Source organism: Mycolicibacterium brisbanense (genome assembly GCF_001570425.1).
Classification (GTDB): domain Bacteria; phylum Actinomycetota; class Actinomycetes; order Mycobacteriales; family Mycobacteriaceae; genus Mycobacterium; species Mycobacterium brisbanense.
In genome coordinates this window covers 125362-140005 of record NZ_BCSX01000003.1, presented here as the reverse complement: position 1 = coordinate 140005, position 14644 = coordinate 125362, and the positions used below count along the sequence as shown (strand labels likewise).

Annotated in this window: 16 protein-coding genes; 4 read left to right on the top strand and 12 right to left on the bottom strand. The window is 67.2% G+C overall.

The genetic code is table 11. The features are described from left to right. Positions 1 to 120: 120 nt before the first annotated feature. A complete protein-coding gene (locus RMCB_RS01285) occupies positions 121 to 1506 on the bottom strand; it encodes a glycine--tRNA ligase (protein ID WP_029373130.1) in 1386 nt (461 codons plus the stop codon). A gap of 87 nt (positions 1507 to 1593) precedes the next feature. Between RMCB_RS01285 and RMCB_RS01280 the strand changes: the two genes are divergently transcribed. Beyond that, the gene (locus RMCB_RS01280) at positions 1594 to 1983 is read left to right on the top strand and encodes an ArsR/SmtB family transcription factor (protein ID WP_029373131.1); all 390 of its coding nucleotides are present in this window, start codon (positions 1594 to 1596) and stop codon (positions 1981 to 1983) included. After that, on the top strand, positions 1980 to 2378 hold the full coding sequence (locus tag RMCB_RS01275; protein WP_062827306.1) for a Fur family transcriptional regulator: 399 nt from the start codon (positions 1980 to 1982) through the stop codon (positions 2376 to 2378). The genes RMCB_RS01280 and RMCB_RS01275 overlap by 4 nt, the downstream gene beginning before the upstream one ends. On the opposite strand, the gene RMCB_RS01270 is transcribed toward RMCB_RS01275, so the two are convergent. The 6 genes from RMCB_RS01270 to recO form a co-directional block, all read right to left on the bottom strand. Next, positions 2375 to 3019, bottom strand: coding sequence for a response regulator transcription factor (locus tag RMCB_RS01270; protein ID WP_062827313.1), 645 nt, complete (start codon positions 3017 to 3019; stop codon positions 2375 to 2377). The two genes, RMCB_RS01275 and RMCB_RS01270, sit on opposite strands and share 4 nt — an antisense overlap. Beyond that, the gene (locus RMCB_RS01265; RefSeq protein WP_062827305.1) at positions 3016 to 4317 is read right to left on the bottom strand and encodes a sensor histidine kinase; all 1302 of its coding nucleotides are present in this window, start codon (positions 4315 to 4317) and stop codon (positions 3016 to 3018) included. The genes RMCB_RS01270 and RMCB_RS01265 overlap by 4 nt, the downstream gene beginning before the upstream one ends. 105 nt (positions 4318 to 4422) lie before the next feature. Next, positions 4423 to 4821, bottom strand: a complete 399-nt coding sequence (locus RMCB_RS01260) for an NUDIX hydrolase (RefSeq protein ID WP_062827304.1) — start codon at positions 4819 to 4821, stop codon at positions 4423 to 4425. Beyond that, complete coding sequence (locus RMCB_RS01255) at positions 4818 to 5264, bottom strand: hypothetical protein (RefSeq protein WP_062827303.1); 447 nt, start codon at positions 5262 to 5264, stop codon at positions 4818 to 4820. The genes RMCB_RS01260 and RMCB_RS01255 overlap by 4 nt, the downstream gene beginning before the upstream one ends. After that, positions 5261 to 6145 (bottom strand): decaprenyl diphosphate synthase, encoded by an 885-nt coding sequence (locus tag RMCB_RS01250; protein ID WP_062827302.1) that lies wholly within the window; start codon positions 6143 to 6145, stop codon positions 5261 to 5263. Before RMCB_RS01250 ends, RMCB_RS01255 begins: the two co-directional genes overlap by 4 nt. Beyond that, on the bottom strand, positions 6093 to 6935 hold the full coding sequence (recO, locus tag RMCB_RS01245) for a DNA repair protein RecO (RefSeq protein ID WP_029373138.1): 843 nt from the start codon (positions 6933 to 6935) through the stop codon (positions 6093 to 6095). Before recO ends, RMCB_RS01250 begins: the two co-directional genes overlap by 53 nt. Before the next feature lie 63 nt (positions 6936 to 6998). On the opposite strand from recO, the gene RMCB_RS01240 reads away from it, so the two are divergent. Together RMCB_RS01240 and RMCB_RS01235 are read left to right on the top strand one after the other, a co-directional pair. Further along, the gene (locus tag RMCB_RS01240; RefSeq protein ID WP_062827301.1) at positions 6999 to 8531 is read left to right on the top strand and encodes an amidase; all 1533 of its coding nucleotides are present in this window, start codon (positions 6999 to 7001) and stop codon (positions 8529 to 8531) included. Between the two features lie 138 nt (positions 8532 to 8669). After that, positions 8670 to 9332 (top strand): hypothetical protein, encoded by a 663-nt coding sequence (locus RMCB_RS01235; RefSeq protein ID WP_029373140.1) that lies wholly within the window; start codon positions 8670 to 8672, stop codon positions 9330 to 9332. Positions 9333 to 9335: 3 nt separating this feature from the next. Here the strand turns inward: RMCB_RS01235 and era are convergent, their stop codons facing one another. Genes era through RMCB_RS01210 form a run of 5 tightly spaced genes read right to left on the bottom strand, consistent with a single transcriptional unit; the run spans position 9336 to position 14520 of the window. Next, a complete protein-coding gene (gene era, locus RMCB_RS01230; RefSeq protein WP_062827300.1) occupies positions 9336 to 10244 on the bottom strand; it encodes a GTPase Era in 909 nt (302 codons plus the stop codon). After that, the gene (locus RMCB_RS01225; RefSeq protein ID WP_029373142.1) at positions 10241 to 10558 is read right to left on the bottom strand and encodes a cytidine deaminase-like protein; all 318 of its coding nucleotides are present in this window, start codon (positions 10556 to 10558) and stop codon (positions 10241 to 10243) included. The genes era and RMCB_RS01225 overlap by 4 nt, the downstream gene beginning before the upstream one ends. Continuing rightward, positions 10545 to 11849: a hemolysin family protein gene (locus tag RMCB_RS01220; protein WP_062827299.1), complete on the bottom strand. Its 1305-nt coding sequence runs from the start codon at positions 11847 to 11849 to the stop codon at positions 10545 to 10547. Before RMCB_RS01220 ends, RMCB_RS01225 begins: the two co-directional genes overlap by 14 nt. Further along, positions 11846 to 12400, bottom strand: a complete 555-nt coding sequence (gene ybeY / locus RMCB_RS01215) for an rRNA maturation RNase YbeY (protein WP_062827298.1) — start codon at positions 12398 to 12400, stop codon at positions 11846 to 11848. The genes RMCB_RS01220 and ybeY overlap by 4 nt, the downstream gene beginning before the upstream one ends. Next, the gene (locus RMCB_RS01210) at positions 12397 to 14520 is read right to left on the bottom strand and encodes a PhoH family protein (protein ID WP_062827297.1); all 2124 of its coding nucleotides are present in this window, start codon (positions 14518 to 14520) and stop codon (positions 12397 to 12399) included. The genes ybeY and RMCB_RS01210 overlap by 4 nt, the downstream gene beginning before the upstream one ends. Positions 14521 to 14644 lie beyond the last annotated feature (124 nt).

The window sequence follows — 14644 nt, the reverse complement described above, 5'->3', positions numbered from 1 at the left end:
AACACCCCAGCCGAACGACTACGTGATCTACTACAAACCCAATAACCAGCAGCATTGCGACGACCCCTAGAAACCACCCGGCGTGTCGGGAACCGCAGCGTCTGCTCGGCGGAGAAAAAGTCAGCAGCCCTTGAGCCGTACCGCGAGGTAGTCGGACACCTTGTCCAGTGCGACACGCTCCTGGGTCATGGCGTCACGCTCGCGGATGGTCACCGCGCCGTCCTCGAGCGTGTCGAAATCGACGGTCACGCAGTACGGCGTGCCGATCTCGTCCTGGCGGCGGTAGCGGCGGCCGATGGCGCCGGCGTCGTCGAACTCGACGTTCCAGCTCTTGCGCAGCTCGGCGGCGAGGTCCCGGGCCTTCGGCGACAGGTCGGCATGCCGCGACAGCGGCAGCACCGCGGCCTTGACCGGGGCCAGCCGCGGGTCGAGCTTGAGCACCGTGCGCTTGTCCACACCGCCCTTGGCGTTGGGCGCCTCGTCCTCGGTGTAGGAGTCGACGAGGAACGCCATCAGCGAGCGGGTCAGACCGGCTGCCGGCTCGATCACGTACGGCACATACCGGGTGTCGGTGGCCTGATCGTAGAACGACAGGTCGGTGCCGGAATGCTCTGAGTGCGTGGACAAGTCGAAGTTGGTGCGGTTGGCGATGCCTTCCAGCTCACCCCACGGGTTGCCTGCGAAACCGAACTTGTACTCGATGTCGGTGGTGCCTGCGCTGTAGTGCGACAGCTTCTCCAGCGGGTGCTCGTACAGGCGCAGGTTCTCCGGGTCGATGCCCAGGTCGATGTACCACTGCAGCCGGGTGTCGATCCAGTACTTGTGCCATTCGCCTGCGGTCGAGGGCTCGACGAAGAACTCCATCTCCATCTGTTCGAACTCGCGCGTGCGGAAGATGAAGTTGCCGGGCGTGATCTCGTTGCGGAAGCTCTTGCCGATCTGGCCGATGCCGAACGGCGGCTTCTTGCGCGCGGTGGTTACCACGTTGGCGAAGTTGACGAAGATGCCCTGCGCGGTCTCGGGCCGCAGGTAGTGCAGACCCTCCTCGCTCTCGATCGGGCCGAGGTACGTCTTGAGCATCATGTTGAAGTCGCGCGGCTCGGTCCACTGGCCCTTGGTGCCGCAGTCGGGGCAGACGATCTCGTCCATCGGCACCGAGTCGGGATCATCGATGCCCTTCTTCAGGGCATAGGCCTCTTGCATGTGGTCCTGGCGGTGGCGCTTGTGGCAGTTCAGGCACTCCACGAGCGGGTCGTTGAACACGTCGACGTGACCGGAGGCCACCCACACCTGCCGGGGCAGGATGATGGCGCTGTCGAGACCGACGACGTCGTCGCGGCCGGTGACCACAGAACGCCACCACTGCCGCTTGATGTTCTCCTTGAGCTCGACACCAAGTGGCCCGTAATCCCACGCCGACTTCGTGCCGCCGTAGATTTCGCCGGACTGATAGACCAGACCACGGCGTTTGGCCAGGTTCGCAACGGTGTCGATGATGGATGCCACGGTGCAACAGAGTAGCGATACCGCGCGAGCACCGATAATCCGCCGGAACTGTTGACATGCGATTCCGCGCATGTATTCTATCGGTTAATGAAAACCGTTTCCAATTTCGCCGATACTACGCCACCTGATCCCGACGCCGACCACGACGCGGTGCACGATCACGCCGGCGTCCCGGCACTGGAACTTCCGCCGCGCCAGGTGCTCGACACCGCCGGCGAGCTGTTGCGCGCACTGGCCGCGCCGGTACGCATCGCGATCGTGCTGCAGCTACAGCAGTCGGGGCGCTGCGTCCACGAGCTTGTCGATGCCCTGGACGTTCCGCAGCCCCTGGTCAGCCAGCACCTACGAATCCTCAAGCAGGCCGGCGTGGTGTCCAGTGAGCGCGCGGGCCGCGAGGTGCTCTACCGCCTCGTCGATCACCACCTGGCCCACATCGTCGTCGACGCGGTCGCGCACGCCTGCGAGGACCGTCGGTGACGGGCGCGGTCCGGTCCACCCGGCAACGGGCGGCGATCGCCGAGCTGCTCAACGAGACCGAGGGCTTCCGCTCCGCTCAGGAGCTTCATGACGAGTTGCGCCGCCGCGGCGAGGGCATCGGCCTGACCACGGTGTACCGCACGCTGCAGACGATGGCCACCGCAGGCGTCGTCGACACCCTGCGCACCGACACCGGTGAATCGGTGTACCGCCGGTGCTCGGAACACCATCACCATCACCTGGTGTGCCGCACCTGCGGCTCGACGGTCGAGGTCTCCGGTGGTGACGTGGAATCCTGGGCCGCCGAGGTCGCCCGCGAGCACGGTTTCTCCGACATCAGCCACACCATCGAGATCTTCGGGGTGTGCGGCGAGTGCGGCGGGTCAGCCGACTAGCAGCGCAGATACGCCAGCACGGCGAGCACCCGGCGATTCTGCTCGTGGTCGGGCGGCAGCGTCAGCTTGGCGAAGATGGAGCCGATGTGCTTCTCCACCGCGCCGTGACTGATCACGAGTGTGCGGGCAATGCTCGTATTGGATCGGCCCTCGGCCATCAACGCGAGCACCGCTTGCTCGCGCTCGGTCATGTGCCGCAGCGGGTCGTCGCGACGGCGTCGCACCAACAGCTGGGCCACCACATCCGCATCGAACACCGTGCCGCCGGACGCCACCCGTTGCACCGCATCGAGGAATTCGTCGATCGCCGAGACCCGGTCTTTGAGCAGATAGCCGATCGCGCCGGCCCCGTCGGCCAGCAAATCGTCGGCATAGGAAACCTCGACGTACTGAGACAACACGAGCACAGGCGAACGGGGCACTCGCCGACGCGCCTCGACCGCGGCGCGCAGTCCCTCATCGGTATGTGACGGCGGCATCCGGACATCCACCACCGAGACATCCGGCCGGTGCTCTTCGATCGCCCGCACCAGCGACGGCCCGTCACCTACCGCGGCAACGACGTCATGACCGTTCTCGGTCAGCAGCCGGATCAGGCCCTCCCGCAGCAGCACGGCATCGTCGGCGACCACGACCCTCAGCACGGCATCTCCACCCCGATCGTCGTCGGTCCGCCCGCGGGGCTGACCACGCTGAGCGCGCCGCCTACCGCCCGCACCCGGTCGGCCAGGCCAGACAGCCCGTGCCCCTTCGCGACATGTGCACCACCGTCCCCGTCGTCGACGATCTCGACGCCGAGCCGACCAGGCCCATGCGCCACGGTGACCCAGCAATTCGCGGCGCCGCTGTGCTTGGCGACGTTGGTCAGCGCCTCGGCGACAGAAAAGTAGGCAGCGGTCTCCACCGCGGCATCGAGCCGACCGGCAGGGGTGCCCAGGTCGGGGTCGATGACGAGCTCGACCGGGACAGTGCACCGGACTGCCAGCGCGGCCAGCGCGCTGGGAAGGCCACGGTCGGTGAGCACCGGCGGCGCGATGCCGCGCGACAGCGTGCGCAGCTCGTCCAAGGTCTCTTGGGTTTGTCCGAGCGCCTCGTCGAGCGTCTGTCGCAGCGCCGCCGGATCCCTGTCCAGCTGCTGGCGGGCGCGGCTCAGGTCCATCGCGAGACGCACGAGTCGTTGTTGGGGTCCGTCGTGGATATCCCGCTCCAGCCGGCGCAGCGAGGTCGCCTCGGCCGAGGCCGCGGCCGCTTTCTGCTCCGTCAGCACGGTGATCGTCTGCCGCATCTCGGCCACACCGGTCAGCAGCAGACGGCTGAAGCCTGCCGACATGAGCGCGCAGCCCCGCACCACGAATGGCAGGCTGATCAGGCAGACCACGCCGATGGCGGTCTGCAGGCCGACCCGCGCAAAGGTGCTGTCGCCGAGCCCGATCAGCTGAGCCAGCGACCGGTTGTCCGGGCCACGCGGGATGCTCCAATCCCACGCGACGGTCAACGTGCCGCCGATCGCCACAGCCCACCAGCTCACCACGATGCAGAACGTCGTCACCGCGATCGGGAAATACAGGATGCCGTGCGCGAGGTCGAGCCAGAACTGGATCTGGGTGAGCGGGTTGAGGATCCGGTTCCAGGCGCCGGCACCCGGTTCGGGTGTCCGATAGTTCGGCCGGGTGCGCGGCCGACGCAGCACGGCAGGAATGCGCCACCGCTCGACGTCGGCGAAGAAGCGCGCGGCGAACAGCGTGCCGGCGAGAACGGGGAGGCCGACGAGGATGACCAGCGTGCCGAGGCCCGTCGACAGCCCGGTCACGGCGACACTGCAACTCGCGATGGCGAGCGGGAATCCGAGCAACGTGTAGCCGGTGTCTACGCCGAGCTGACGGACGATGCCGACTCGTTCGCGCTGCGCCGCGCGGGCCAGCGCGGGGGCGGTGCTCATGCTCTCGACGCTAGGCACTTCGCGAGCCCACTCCCATCCGGTGCACCCGCGTGTTCGGGGTGGGGCTTGCCCTACCCCCGGACACACCTTCCCGCACCTTCTCCACTAGACCGAATCGCGCGCCAGAGCCAGCACGGTCTGCCGGGTCAGCGGGGCCAGCTCGATGTCCCCGGGATCGTGCGGGTCGATCCAGGTCATCTCCTCGATTTCGGCCGCCGGATGCGGTTCGCGGTCGAGATCGACCAGGTACAGATGTGCGTCGACGGTATGGCCGGGCTCGTTGGCGGCGACGGCGGTGTAGCGCCCGAGCGGACGGGCCGTCGCCGGATCGAACCGGGCGCCGAGCTCTTCGTCGACCTCGCGGCCCAGCGCCGCCAGCGGCTGTTCCCCCGGCTCGATCTTGCCGCCGGGTTGCATGAACGACGAGGTGCCCCGCTTGCGGACCACCAACACCTGCTTGCGCTCATCGAGCACGACGGCGGCCACGATGTGCAGAACCGTCATGACATGAGATCGCGACGCACGTCCGCGCCCGTGGCCAACACCATCAGGATCAGCGTGCGCAGTGCGTCGTCGGTGAGCCCGGCTGCCGGGAAGTTGTAGCGCAGCATCACGTCGGCGACCTTCTTCGCGGGGCTCTTGCGCGTCGATCCCTTCGGGGTGGCCCCGTTGGCGGGCGTGGTGACCAGCTTCTCCACCAGCACCACCGAACCCAGCATGGTCCGGCTGGCGTGGCCGGCGACCCGTTCGCGAATCTTGTTGTTGAGCGGCAGGTCCCACGCCAACGGCTGGGTCAATGACACCATCTCCAGCCCTTCGGCGATGGTGACGACCCGCACCGAGGCGACCGATCCGTCGACCGTGACGGTCAGCGCGTCGTCCTCCTCCTCGACGACCGACATCACCGCACCGAGAGCGGAGGCCAATTGCTGCAACAGACCGGTCATTCGGCCCTGCCGAAGCGGCGGTTGCGGTTGACGTACTCCTCGCAGGCCGCCCACAGATCGCGACGGTCGTAATCCGGCCACAGCTTGTCCTGGAACACGAACTCCGCGTACGCGGCCTGCCACAGCAGGAAGTTGCTGGCCCGCTGCTCCCCCGATGTGCGGATGAACAGGTCGACGTCGGGGATGTCGGGCCGGTGCAGATGCTTGGCGAAAGATGCCTCGCTGATGCGGCCCGGATTGATCTTGCCGTCGGCCGCTTCCTGGGCCAACGCCTGCGCCGCCTCGACGATCTCGGTACGGCCGCCGTAGTTCACGCAGTAGTTGACGGTGATGACGTCGTTGCCGACGGTCATCTGCTCGGCGATGTCGAACTCCTTGATGACGCTGCGCCACATCTTGGGACGTGAGCCGACCCAGCGCATGTTCACGCCCATGGCGTCCAGGTTCTCCCGACGCCGCCGCACCACCTCACGGTTGAAGCCCATCAGGAACCGGACTTCCTCGGTGCTGCGCTTCCAGTTCTCGGTGGAGAACGCGTACACGCTCAGATGCTTGATACCGATTTCGATTGCGCCACAGGTGATGTCGATCAACACCGCCTCACCCATCTTGTGCCCCTCGGTACGGCCGAGGCCTCGCTGGGTGGCCCAGCGGCCGTTGCCGTCCATCACCACGGCGACGTGATTGGGCACCTGGTCGGCCGGGATCTTCGGCGCGGACGCCTTGGACGTGTGCTGCGGCGGGCGCGAGAAACGACCGTTGGTGTTGGGCGGCAATTCCGGGAAGACCACCGGCCACGTCGACGTATCCGGGAAGACCGGGTAGTCGTCAGGCGCCGGGGGCAGCTGCGGGTAGGTCGTCTTGCCCCGTTTGAATGCCATGTGCCATATCCTGCCCGACCAGCGCGGCCCGGCGATCGGCGACCGTCCGATCCACGCGGTAGGCCCGCTCCACCAGAGGCAATGTCCGCAGCTGGCGCTCCAGGTGCCACTGCAGATGCGCGGCGATGAGCCCGCTGGCCTGGCTGCGGTGCCCTGACGTCGTCGTCTCGGCGTATTCCCAGTCGCCGTCGTGCAACGCCGCCATCAGCTCGAGTACCGCCTGCGGCGGCGTGGACGATCCGCTGGGCCGGCAGTGCACGCACACGCTGCCGCCCGCCGCGACGTGGAACGCGCGGTGCGGGCCGGGCGCGGCACAGCGGGCACATTCGGTCAGCGCCGGCGCCCAGCCGGCCACCGCCATCGCCCGCAGCAGATAGGAATCGAGCACCAGCTCCCGAGCCCGCGAGCCGTCGGCGACCGCCCGCAGGGCCGCCACCGTCAAGCGGTGCAGCGCGGGCATGGGCGCCCGCTCTTCGCCGGCCAACCGTTCGGCGGTCTCCAGCATGGCGCACGCGCAGGTGTAGCGACCGTAATCGCTGACGATGTCGGCGGCGAACGCGTCGATGGCCTGGACCTGGGTGACGATGTCGAGATTGCGGCCGGGATGCAGCTGGACATCGATGTGAGCGAAAGGCTCCAGCCGGGCGCCGAACTTGCTGCGGGTACGCCGCACACCCTTGGCCACCGCGCGGACCAAGCCATGGTCGCGGGTGAGCAGGGTGACAATCCGGTCGGCCTCGCCGAGCTTGTGCTGGCGCAGCACCACCGCCCGGTCCCGGTACAGCCGCATCGTGACAGTCTCTCATCGTGGCCCGACAGATTTCGGAACGCACCGCCGATATCCTCAGGAGCGATGGGAAAATCCACGGCCACCGACGCGACCTCTCCGGTCTTCCCTACCCTCGTCAGCCAGCTGTACCAACTCGCCAGTGGCGCCGTCACCTCTGAGCAACTGGTGCAGCGGTCACTGCACGCCATCGCTGCCAGCCAGTCCACCCTCAACGCGTTCCGGGTGGTGCTCGCCGAGCAGGCGATGGCCGACGCCGCCGCCGCCGACCGCATACGCGCAGCCGGTAAACAACTGCCGCTGTTGGGAATTCCCATCGCGGTCAAAGACGACGTCGACATCGCCGGGGTGCCCACCCGGTTCGGCACCGATGCAGAGGTCGCCCCGGCCACGGCCGACGCCGAGGTGGTGCGTCGCCTCAAGCAGGCCGGCGCGGTCATCGTCGGCAAGACCAACACCTGCGAGCTCGGGCAATGGCCGTTCACCGGTGGGCCGGCATTCGGACACACCCGCAATCCCTGGTCGCGCAAGCACAGTGCGGGCGGCTCCTCCGGGGGCAGCGCAGCGGCCGTCGCCGCCGGACTGGTGACCGCGGCCATCGGCTCGGACGGTGCGGGCAGCGTCCGCATCCCCGCCGCGTGGACGCATCTGGTCGGCATCAAACCGCAGCGCGGCCGGATCTCCACCTGGCCGCTACCCGAGGCGTTCAACGGAATCACCGTCAACGGGGTGCTGGCCCGCACGGTCACCGACGCGGCGCTGGTGCTCGACGCGGCGTCGGGCAACGCCCCCGGTGATCTGCACCAGCCACCACCTGTGCAGGCCGCCGATCATGTGGCGCAGGCACCGGGACCGCTGCGGGTGGCGATGTCGACGGCATTCCCGTTCACCGGGGTGCGGGCCAAGCTGGACCCGGAGATCCTCGCTGCGTTGCAGACGGTCGCCGAGCAACTCGACCAGCTCGGACACAGCGTCGTCCGAAAAGATCCCAACTACAGCCTGCGGATGTCGTGGGACTTCCTGTCCCGCTCCACCGCCGGGCTGCTGGACTGGGCTGAGCGGTTGGATGACCGCGAGCTCGGGGTCGACTACGACGAGCGCACGGTGATGAACATGCGCATCGGCCGGCTCCTGTCCCAGGACGTGTTGCGTAAGGCGCGGGCCCACGAGGCCGAAGCTCGGCGCCGCGTCGGCTGGATCTTCAATCTCGTCGACGTCATCATCGCGCCCACCACCGCGCAGCCACCGCCACTGACCCATGAATTCGACCGGCGCGGTTGGGCCGCCACCGAACGCAGCGCCATCCGGTACTGCCCGCTGACGTGGCCATGGAATCTGTTGGGTTGGCCCGCGATCAACGTTCCGGCCGGATTCACCTCCGACGGGTTGCCCATCGGCGTGCAACTGATGGGCCCGGCCCACAGCGAGCCGCTGCTGATCTCGCTGGCCGCCGAGCTGGAGGCCCTCAACGATTGGGCCGCACGACAACCCACGCCGTGGTGGAACACCCCACAGGACCGTCCGGTGAAGGTCATCGAGGACGTCACAGACATCCCGGACGCGTCGCTGGCGGCTGCGGCAGTCAACGCACTCACCTGAGTTCTCAAGCGCCTTCGCCGCGGTGAGCAAAGGATCGAGTAGTCGCCTACTCTATCCGCGTCACACAGGATCTTCCTAGCCTGATGCCAGGCGGCCGACAGCCGCCGGTCCGCGTTCCACAAGCATCCGGAGGCTCCCATGGCAATCAGGAATCTCACCCGATCAGCTGCGGCTGCGGTCATCGGCACGGCCGTCGTCATCCCGGTTCCGGCCGCGGCTGATCCCCTCCCCTACGGACCCGACACCTGTATCCAGGGTTACGTCTGGCGGGAGGCTCGCACCGGCGACACCGTCTGCGTCACCCCGGACGAGCGGTCGACGGTACTTCAGCAGAATTCCAACCCCGGCGCGCACAAGGACCCCAACGGCGCGTACGGCCCGCAGAGTTGCGCCCAGGGTTACGTGTGGCGCGAGGCGTTCGACGGCGACACCATCTGTGTCACACCGGACTTCCGCCAGCAGATGCTCAACGACAATGCCGCCGCGGCGTCTCGCAAGCAGGCTACCCAGCCGGTGCCCACCCCCGGCGCGTCGGCCAACGGGTCAACCGTCCTGTTCGAGGTCACCGGATCCGGCGAGGTGTACAACATCGTCACCGACCCCTCGGGAGCCGACGTCCCTGATCACACCAAGATCCCGTGGCAGCGAACCATGACCATCGGACCCGATGTCCAGATGTTGCAGGTCGTCGCGACCGGCCGCGACACACCCGGCCCGGGCTGCCGCATCACGCTGGACGGCAAGGTCGTGGCCGAACAGCCGATCGGCGGTAGCGCGCACTGCGTCTTCACCCGGTCCTGAGACTCAGAATCCCAGCCGCCCAAGCTGTTTGGGGTCGCGCTGCCAGTTCTTCGCGATCTTCACCCGCAGGTCGAGGTAAACCTTTGTGCCGAGCAGCTTTTCGATCTGGGTGCGGGCCGCGGTGCCGACCTCGCGCAGGCGCGCGCCGCCCTTGCCGATGACGATGCCCTTCTGGCTGTCGCGTTCGACGTAGAGGATGGCGTGCACGTCGATGAGGTCGTCGCGTCCCTCGCGCTCTTCGACGTCCTCGATCACCACGGCGAGCGAATGCGGGAGTTCGTCACGCACACCTTCCAGCGCGGCTTCGCGGATGAGCTCGGCCATCAGGACTTCCTCGGGCTCATCGGTCAGTTCGCCGTCGGGATAGTAGGCAGGGCCGGGCGGCAGCTTGGAGACCAGGACATCGGTGAGCACGTCGAGTTGTTCGTTGGCGGTGGCCGAGACCGGCACGATGTCGGTGTCGGGCCCGACCAATTCACTGACCGAAATCAGCTGCGCGGCAACGCGGTCCTTGGGCACCTTGTCGATCTTGGTGACGATGGCGATCAGCGTCGTCTTCGGCGCCACCGCGCGGATCTGCTGATAGATCCACCGGTCTCCGGGCCCGATGGCCTCGTCGGCGGGGATGCACAAGCCGATCACGTCCACCTCGGAGTAGGTGTCCTTGACCAGATCGTTGAGCCGCTGCCCCAGCAGGGTGCGCGGCCGGTGCAGGCCGGGGGTGTCGACCAGGATGATCTGAAAGTCCTCGCGGTGCACGATCCCGCGGATGGTGTGCCGGGTGGTCTGCGGCCGGTTCGACGTGATCGCGACCTTGCTGCCGACCAGGGCGTTGGTCAGTGTCGACTTGCCGGTGTTGGGCCTGCCGACGAAACAGACGAAGCCTGACCGGAATTCGCGCTCGTCGCTCATAGCGGATTTCCTGCGCGATCGGTGACGATCACCGCGGCGTCGGCGGAAAGCTCCCGCACCGCAGCCACTCCGGCGTCGTCCTCCGAACCGCCGACCAGCACCGCCGCCTCCAGCCCCGCGGCGCCGCTGGACACCGCGGCCGCGACCGCCGACTGCAGCGCCGTCAGCTGCAGCGCCGCCAGCGCTACCGGTGCCCCGGCGTAGGTGCGGCCGTCGAGATCGCGAACCGCGGCGCCCGCCGAGGCCTCGGCCCGGCCCATCGCCCCGCGGGCGAGCACCACGAGTTTTGTGTCCTCGGCATCAAGCTCGGTCATCTGAATCTTGCTCCTCTTCGTCGGTCTCGACCGGACTCACCAGCACGGTGTTGACCCGCACCCGGCCCCGGTGATCGGGGCCGCCCTCCGCGTGCAACCGCAGCCGACCCCAGTTCACCTCGGCACCGGGCAGCGGGACGCGACCCAGTTCCAGGGCCAGCAGACCACCGACCGTGTCCACGTCCATGTCCTCGTCAGGCTCCAGGTCGTACAGTTCGCACAGGTCCTCGATCGGCAAGCGCGCCGACACCCGGAACTGCTTGTCGCCCAGTTCCTCGACGGGAGCCACCTCGTCGGTGTCGTACTCGTCGGCGATCTCCCCGACGATCTCCTCCAGCACATCCTCGATGGTGACCAGCCCGGCGATCGCGCCGTATTCGTCGACCAGCAAGGCCATGTGGTTACGGGCCAGCTGCATCTCGTTGAGCAGTTCGTCGAGCGGTTTGGAATCGGGGACGAACACCGCCGAACGCATCACCTGGGCGACGGTCGTGTCGCGGCCCCCGTTGGTGGAGTAATAGGTCTGCTGCACAAGGTCTTTGAGGTAGACCACGCCCACCACGTCGTCGACGTTCTCCCCGATCACCGGGATGCGCGAATGTCCGCTGCGCACCGCCAATGAGGTGGCCTGCCCGGCCGACTTGTCGCTTTCGATCCACACCATCTCGGTGCGGGGCACCATCACTTCGCGGGCCGGGGTGTCGCCGAGTTCGAACACCGACTGGATCATCCGGCGTTCCTCATCGGCGACCACGCCGCGCTGCTGCGCCAGATCCACGACTTCGCGCAGCTCGATCTCGGACGCGAACGGTCCGTTGCGGAACCCGCGGCCCGGCGTGAGCGCGTTACCGATCAACACCAGCAGCCGGCTGATGGGCGTAAGCAGCACCGAAATCGCTTGCAGCGGAATGGCGGACGCCAGCGCGATCGAGTAGGCGTTCTGCCTGCCGACGGTACGCGGGCCGACGCCGATGGCCACGAAGCTGGTCACCACCATGATCGCCGCCGCGGCCACCAAACCCCAGCTGACCCCGAGATGACCGTCGAGGTAGGCCACCAGCAGCACAGTGGCACACACTTCGCACGTAATACGCAGCAGCACCACGAGATTGATGTAGCGCGGACGCTCCGCGACGACCCGCGCCAGCCGGACCGCGCCGGGGCGCTCGTCGCGTACCAGTTCGTCGATGCGGGCGATGGACACCGTCGACAACGCCGCGTCGATCGCTGCGAACAGGCCGCCGAACCCGACCAGCGCGATGGCGCCGAGCAGTGGGGCGAGACCGCTCACGGTTGGTCGCCGCAGTTGAATTCATCGAAGTATCGGGACTCGTCCAGCAGGCGCTGATCCTTCTGCGTCTGACGGTCGTCGTGATACGCCTGTACCTGGTTGGCCACCCACTCTTCGAGGAGCTGGCGCTGCAAGGCGAACATCTCCTTCTCCTCGTCGGGCTCGGCGTGGTCGTAGCCCAGCAGATGCAGCACGCCGTGCACCGTCAGCAGGGCCAGTTCCTGGCCGAGCGAATGCCCCGCCTTGACCGCTTGCTGCTCGGCGAACTCGGGGCACAGCACGATGTCGCCCAGCATCGCCGGGCCGGGCTCGGGCGAGTCCGGCCTGCCTCCTGGCTCCAGCTCGTCCATCGGGAAGCTCATGACGTCGGTGGGTCCCGGCAGGTCCATCCACCGCATGTGCAGATCGGCCATCGCGGCGCTGTCCACCAACACCATCGAAAGTTCGGCTGCCGGATGCACATCCATCTTCTCGATGACGAACCGTGCGACGCTGATGAGTTCCGATTCCGAGACGTCGATGCCCGACTCGTTGGAGACCTCGATGCTCATCGCCGCGACCGCCCGGTGGACGATCGGCGCTGGGCCCGGTTCAGCAATGCCGGCTCCTCATGTCGTGCGTAAGCGTCGACGATTTCCGACACCAGCCGGTGGCGCACCACGTCGGCACTGGTCAGTTCGGCGAAATGGATGTCTTCGATACCGTCGAGAATGGTCATGGCCGCGCGCAGCCCCGAGGTGGCGCCGCCGGGCAGATCCATCTGGGTGACGTCGCCGGTGACGACGACCTTCGACCCGAACCCCAGCCTGGTCAGGAACATCTTCATCTGCTCGGCGGTGGTGTTCTGTGCCTCGTCGAGGATGATGAACGCGTCGTTGAGGGTGTTGTGGGTGAGTAGAAAATCCTCGGTGACGTAGAGCGAGTCCTCGGCCGCGACGCTGATGCACACGGCTTCCGTGGTGCCCGCCGGTTCGATGCGATCGATGAACCGCATCGGCCGGCCGCCACCCGTCGCGTCGTAATTCGCCGCCTTACGCGACAGCCGGAACGGTACGACACCTGCAGGTAGGCGGATGTCGAGAACGTGGGCTTCGGAACGATGGTGAACTTCGCGTCCCCGCGCCAGTCCGGGTTTGCGCCCGTCGGCATCACGCGTGCGTAGGTAGACAACCCCACCCAGTGACTCGACGAGGAAGATCACGCTGTCGCACAGCTGATCGGAAACTGTCGTGTACTGAATGCGGCAGCTGCGGCCCTGCTGGGTGACGGGACCACCGTCGGTATCGAGCAGGCCTTGTAGCACCGCTAGGCGCACATCAGCCGAGTTGAACAGATAGTCCTCGGGGACGAATTTGGAGTCAGATTTCTTGCCGGACAAGCCGAGGGCGCGCATGGCACCGGTGACCGGGTTCTCGATCGTGATCACGTCGCCAGGGCTCGCGACGCGATTCAGCACGTAATCGATCTCAGTCTTGCGGCGGACCGCGATGCCGGGAACAAGGGCCTCGAGCACCTCCGCCAGCTCCGGGTCCTTCGTCGCGAATGTCGGGGTCGCGCGAGAGGAGAAGCATCCCTCGCCCAACAACAACCCCAGAGCGTACGGATCCATCGGCACCGGCCGAGATTGGAACGTCACGGGTGCACTCAGCAGCGGCAGCTCGTAGCGGTGGGCGTGGGCCGCTCGGAGATTCCCGATCATCTCCTTGGTCTCCAGCACCCGAGCCGGCTTGTTTCGCCGTCGGTCCGATGCCGTGTAGACGGCCCACAGATGGTCGCCGGACGCCATCGTCGACGCGCCGTCCTGGGTGTAGACCCGGTAGATCTCCTTGAAGCCCTGCGGGTAGACACCCGTGACCTCGGTCGGTGAACCATCCGAGCCGATCACGAAGTCGCCGACCTTGATCTCGCCGATCGCGCGGAAGCCGTCAGGCGTGAGCACGTTGGTGAACAAGGGCTGCGCCCGGCCCCGCATATATGCCAGCGGCGCGACCTCGATCACCCCGGCGCTCATCAGCTTCGGGATCAGCTCGGGGTCCATCATGTCGTGCAGAGCGTCGTAGAGCGGCCGCAGGTACGGGTCGATCTTCTCGCTCAGGGTGCCGGGCAGGAAGCCGAGGCGCTCACCGGCTTCGACCGCGGGGCGGGTCAGGATGATGCGGCTGACCTGCTTGGTCTGCAGTGCGCTGACGGCCTTGGCCATGGCCAAGTAGGTCTTGCCGGTGCCGGCCGGCCCGATGCCGAACACGATGGTGTGGGCGTCGATGGCGTCGACATAGCGCTTCTGGTTGAGCGTCTTGGGCCGGATGGTCTTGCCGCGCCGGGACAGGATGTCCAGCGTCAGCACCTCGGCGGGCGACTCGTCCTCGGTTCCGGTGAGGATCGCGACGCTGTGCCGCACCGCGTCCGGCGTCACCGCCTGCCCGCTGGAGACCACGGCCACCAACTCGGCGACGACGCGCTCGGCCAATGCCACATCGGCGGGCTCGCCGGAAAAGGTGATCTCGTTGCCGCGCACGTGGATGTCGGCGGCGAGCATGCGTTCGAGTGCCCTCAGGTTTCCGTCAGCCGAACCCAGCAGACCCACGATGATGTCGGGTTGAACACTGATGCTGCTGCGGACCGATTCCGATGCGGATGCCGAGGAATCGGCTGTTGTCTCGCGGGGCGTCACGTGGGGTTTGGTTCCTACTTCCGGATGTCGAGTTGTGGCAGTTCCAGGACAGTTTGCTCACCCCAGTTTACCGCCGGTCGGTGACAGCGTCCCAATGGATAAGCAGCGCAGACAACGAAGGGGC

Excerpts from the sequence above, each read along its gene's own strand:
- RMCB_RS01280 (WP_029373131.1), top strand. The coding sequence starts at position 1,594 with ATGAAAACCGTTTCCAATTTCGCCGATACTACGCCACCTGATCCCGAC.
- RMCB_RS01265 (WP_062827305.1), bottom strand. The coding sequence starts at position 4,317 with ATGAGCACCGCCCCCGCGCTGGCCCGCGCGGCGCAGCGCGAACGAGTC.
- RMCB_RS01260 (WP_062827304.1), bottom strand. The coding sequence starts at position 4,821 with ATGACGGTTCTGCACATCGTGGCCGCCGTCGTGCTCGATGAGCGCAAG.
- RMCB_RS01255 (WP_062827303.1), bottom strand. The coding sequence starts at position 5,264 with ATGACCGGTCTGTTGCAGCAATTGGCCTCCGCTCTCGGTGCGGTGATG.
- RMCB_RS01250 (WP_062827302.1), bottom strand. The coding sequence starts at position 6,145 with ATGGCATTCAAACGGGGCAAGACGACCTACCCGCAGCTGCCCCCGGCG.
- recO (WP_029373138.1), bottom strand. The coding sequence starts at position 6,935 with ATGCGGCTGTACCGGGACCGGGCGGTGGTGCTGCGCCAGCACAAGCTC.
- RMCB_RS01240 (WP_062827301.1), top strand. The coding sequence starts at position 6,999 with ATGGGAAAATCCACGGCCACCGACGCGACCTCTCCGGTCTTCCCTACC.
- RMCB_RS01235 (WP_029373140.1), top strand. The coding sequence starts at position 8,670 with ATGGCAATCAGGAATCTCACCCGATCAGCTGCGGCTGCGGTCATCGGC.
- era (WP_062827300.1), bottom strand. The coding sequence starts at position 10,244 with ATGAGCGACGAGCGCGAATTCCGGTCAGGCTTCGTCTGTTTCGTCGGC.
- RMCB_RS01225 (WP_029373142.1), bottom strand. The coding sequence starts at position 10,558 with ATGACCGAGCTTGATGCCGAGGACACAAAACTCGTGGTGCTCGCCCGC.
- ybeY (WP_062827298.1), bottom strand. The coding sequence starts at position 12,400 with ATGAGCATCGAGGTCTCCAACGAGTCGGGCATCGACGTCTCGGAATCG.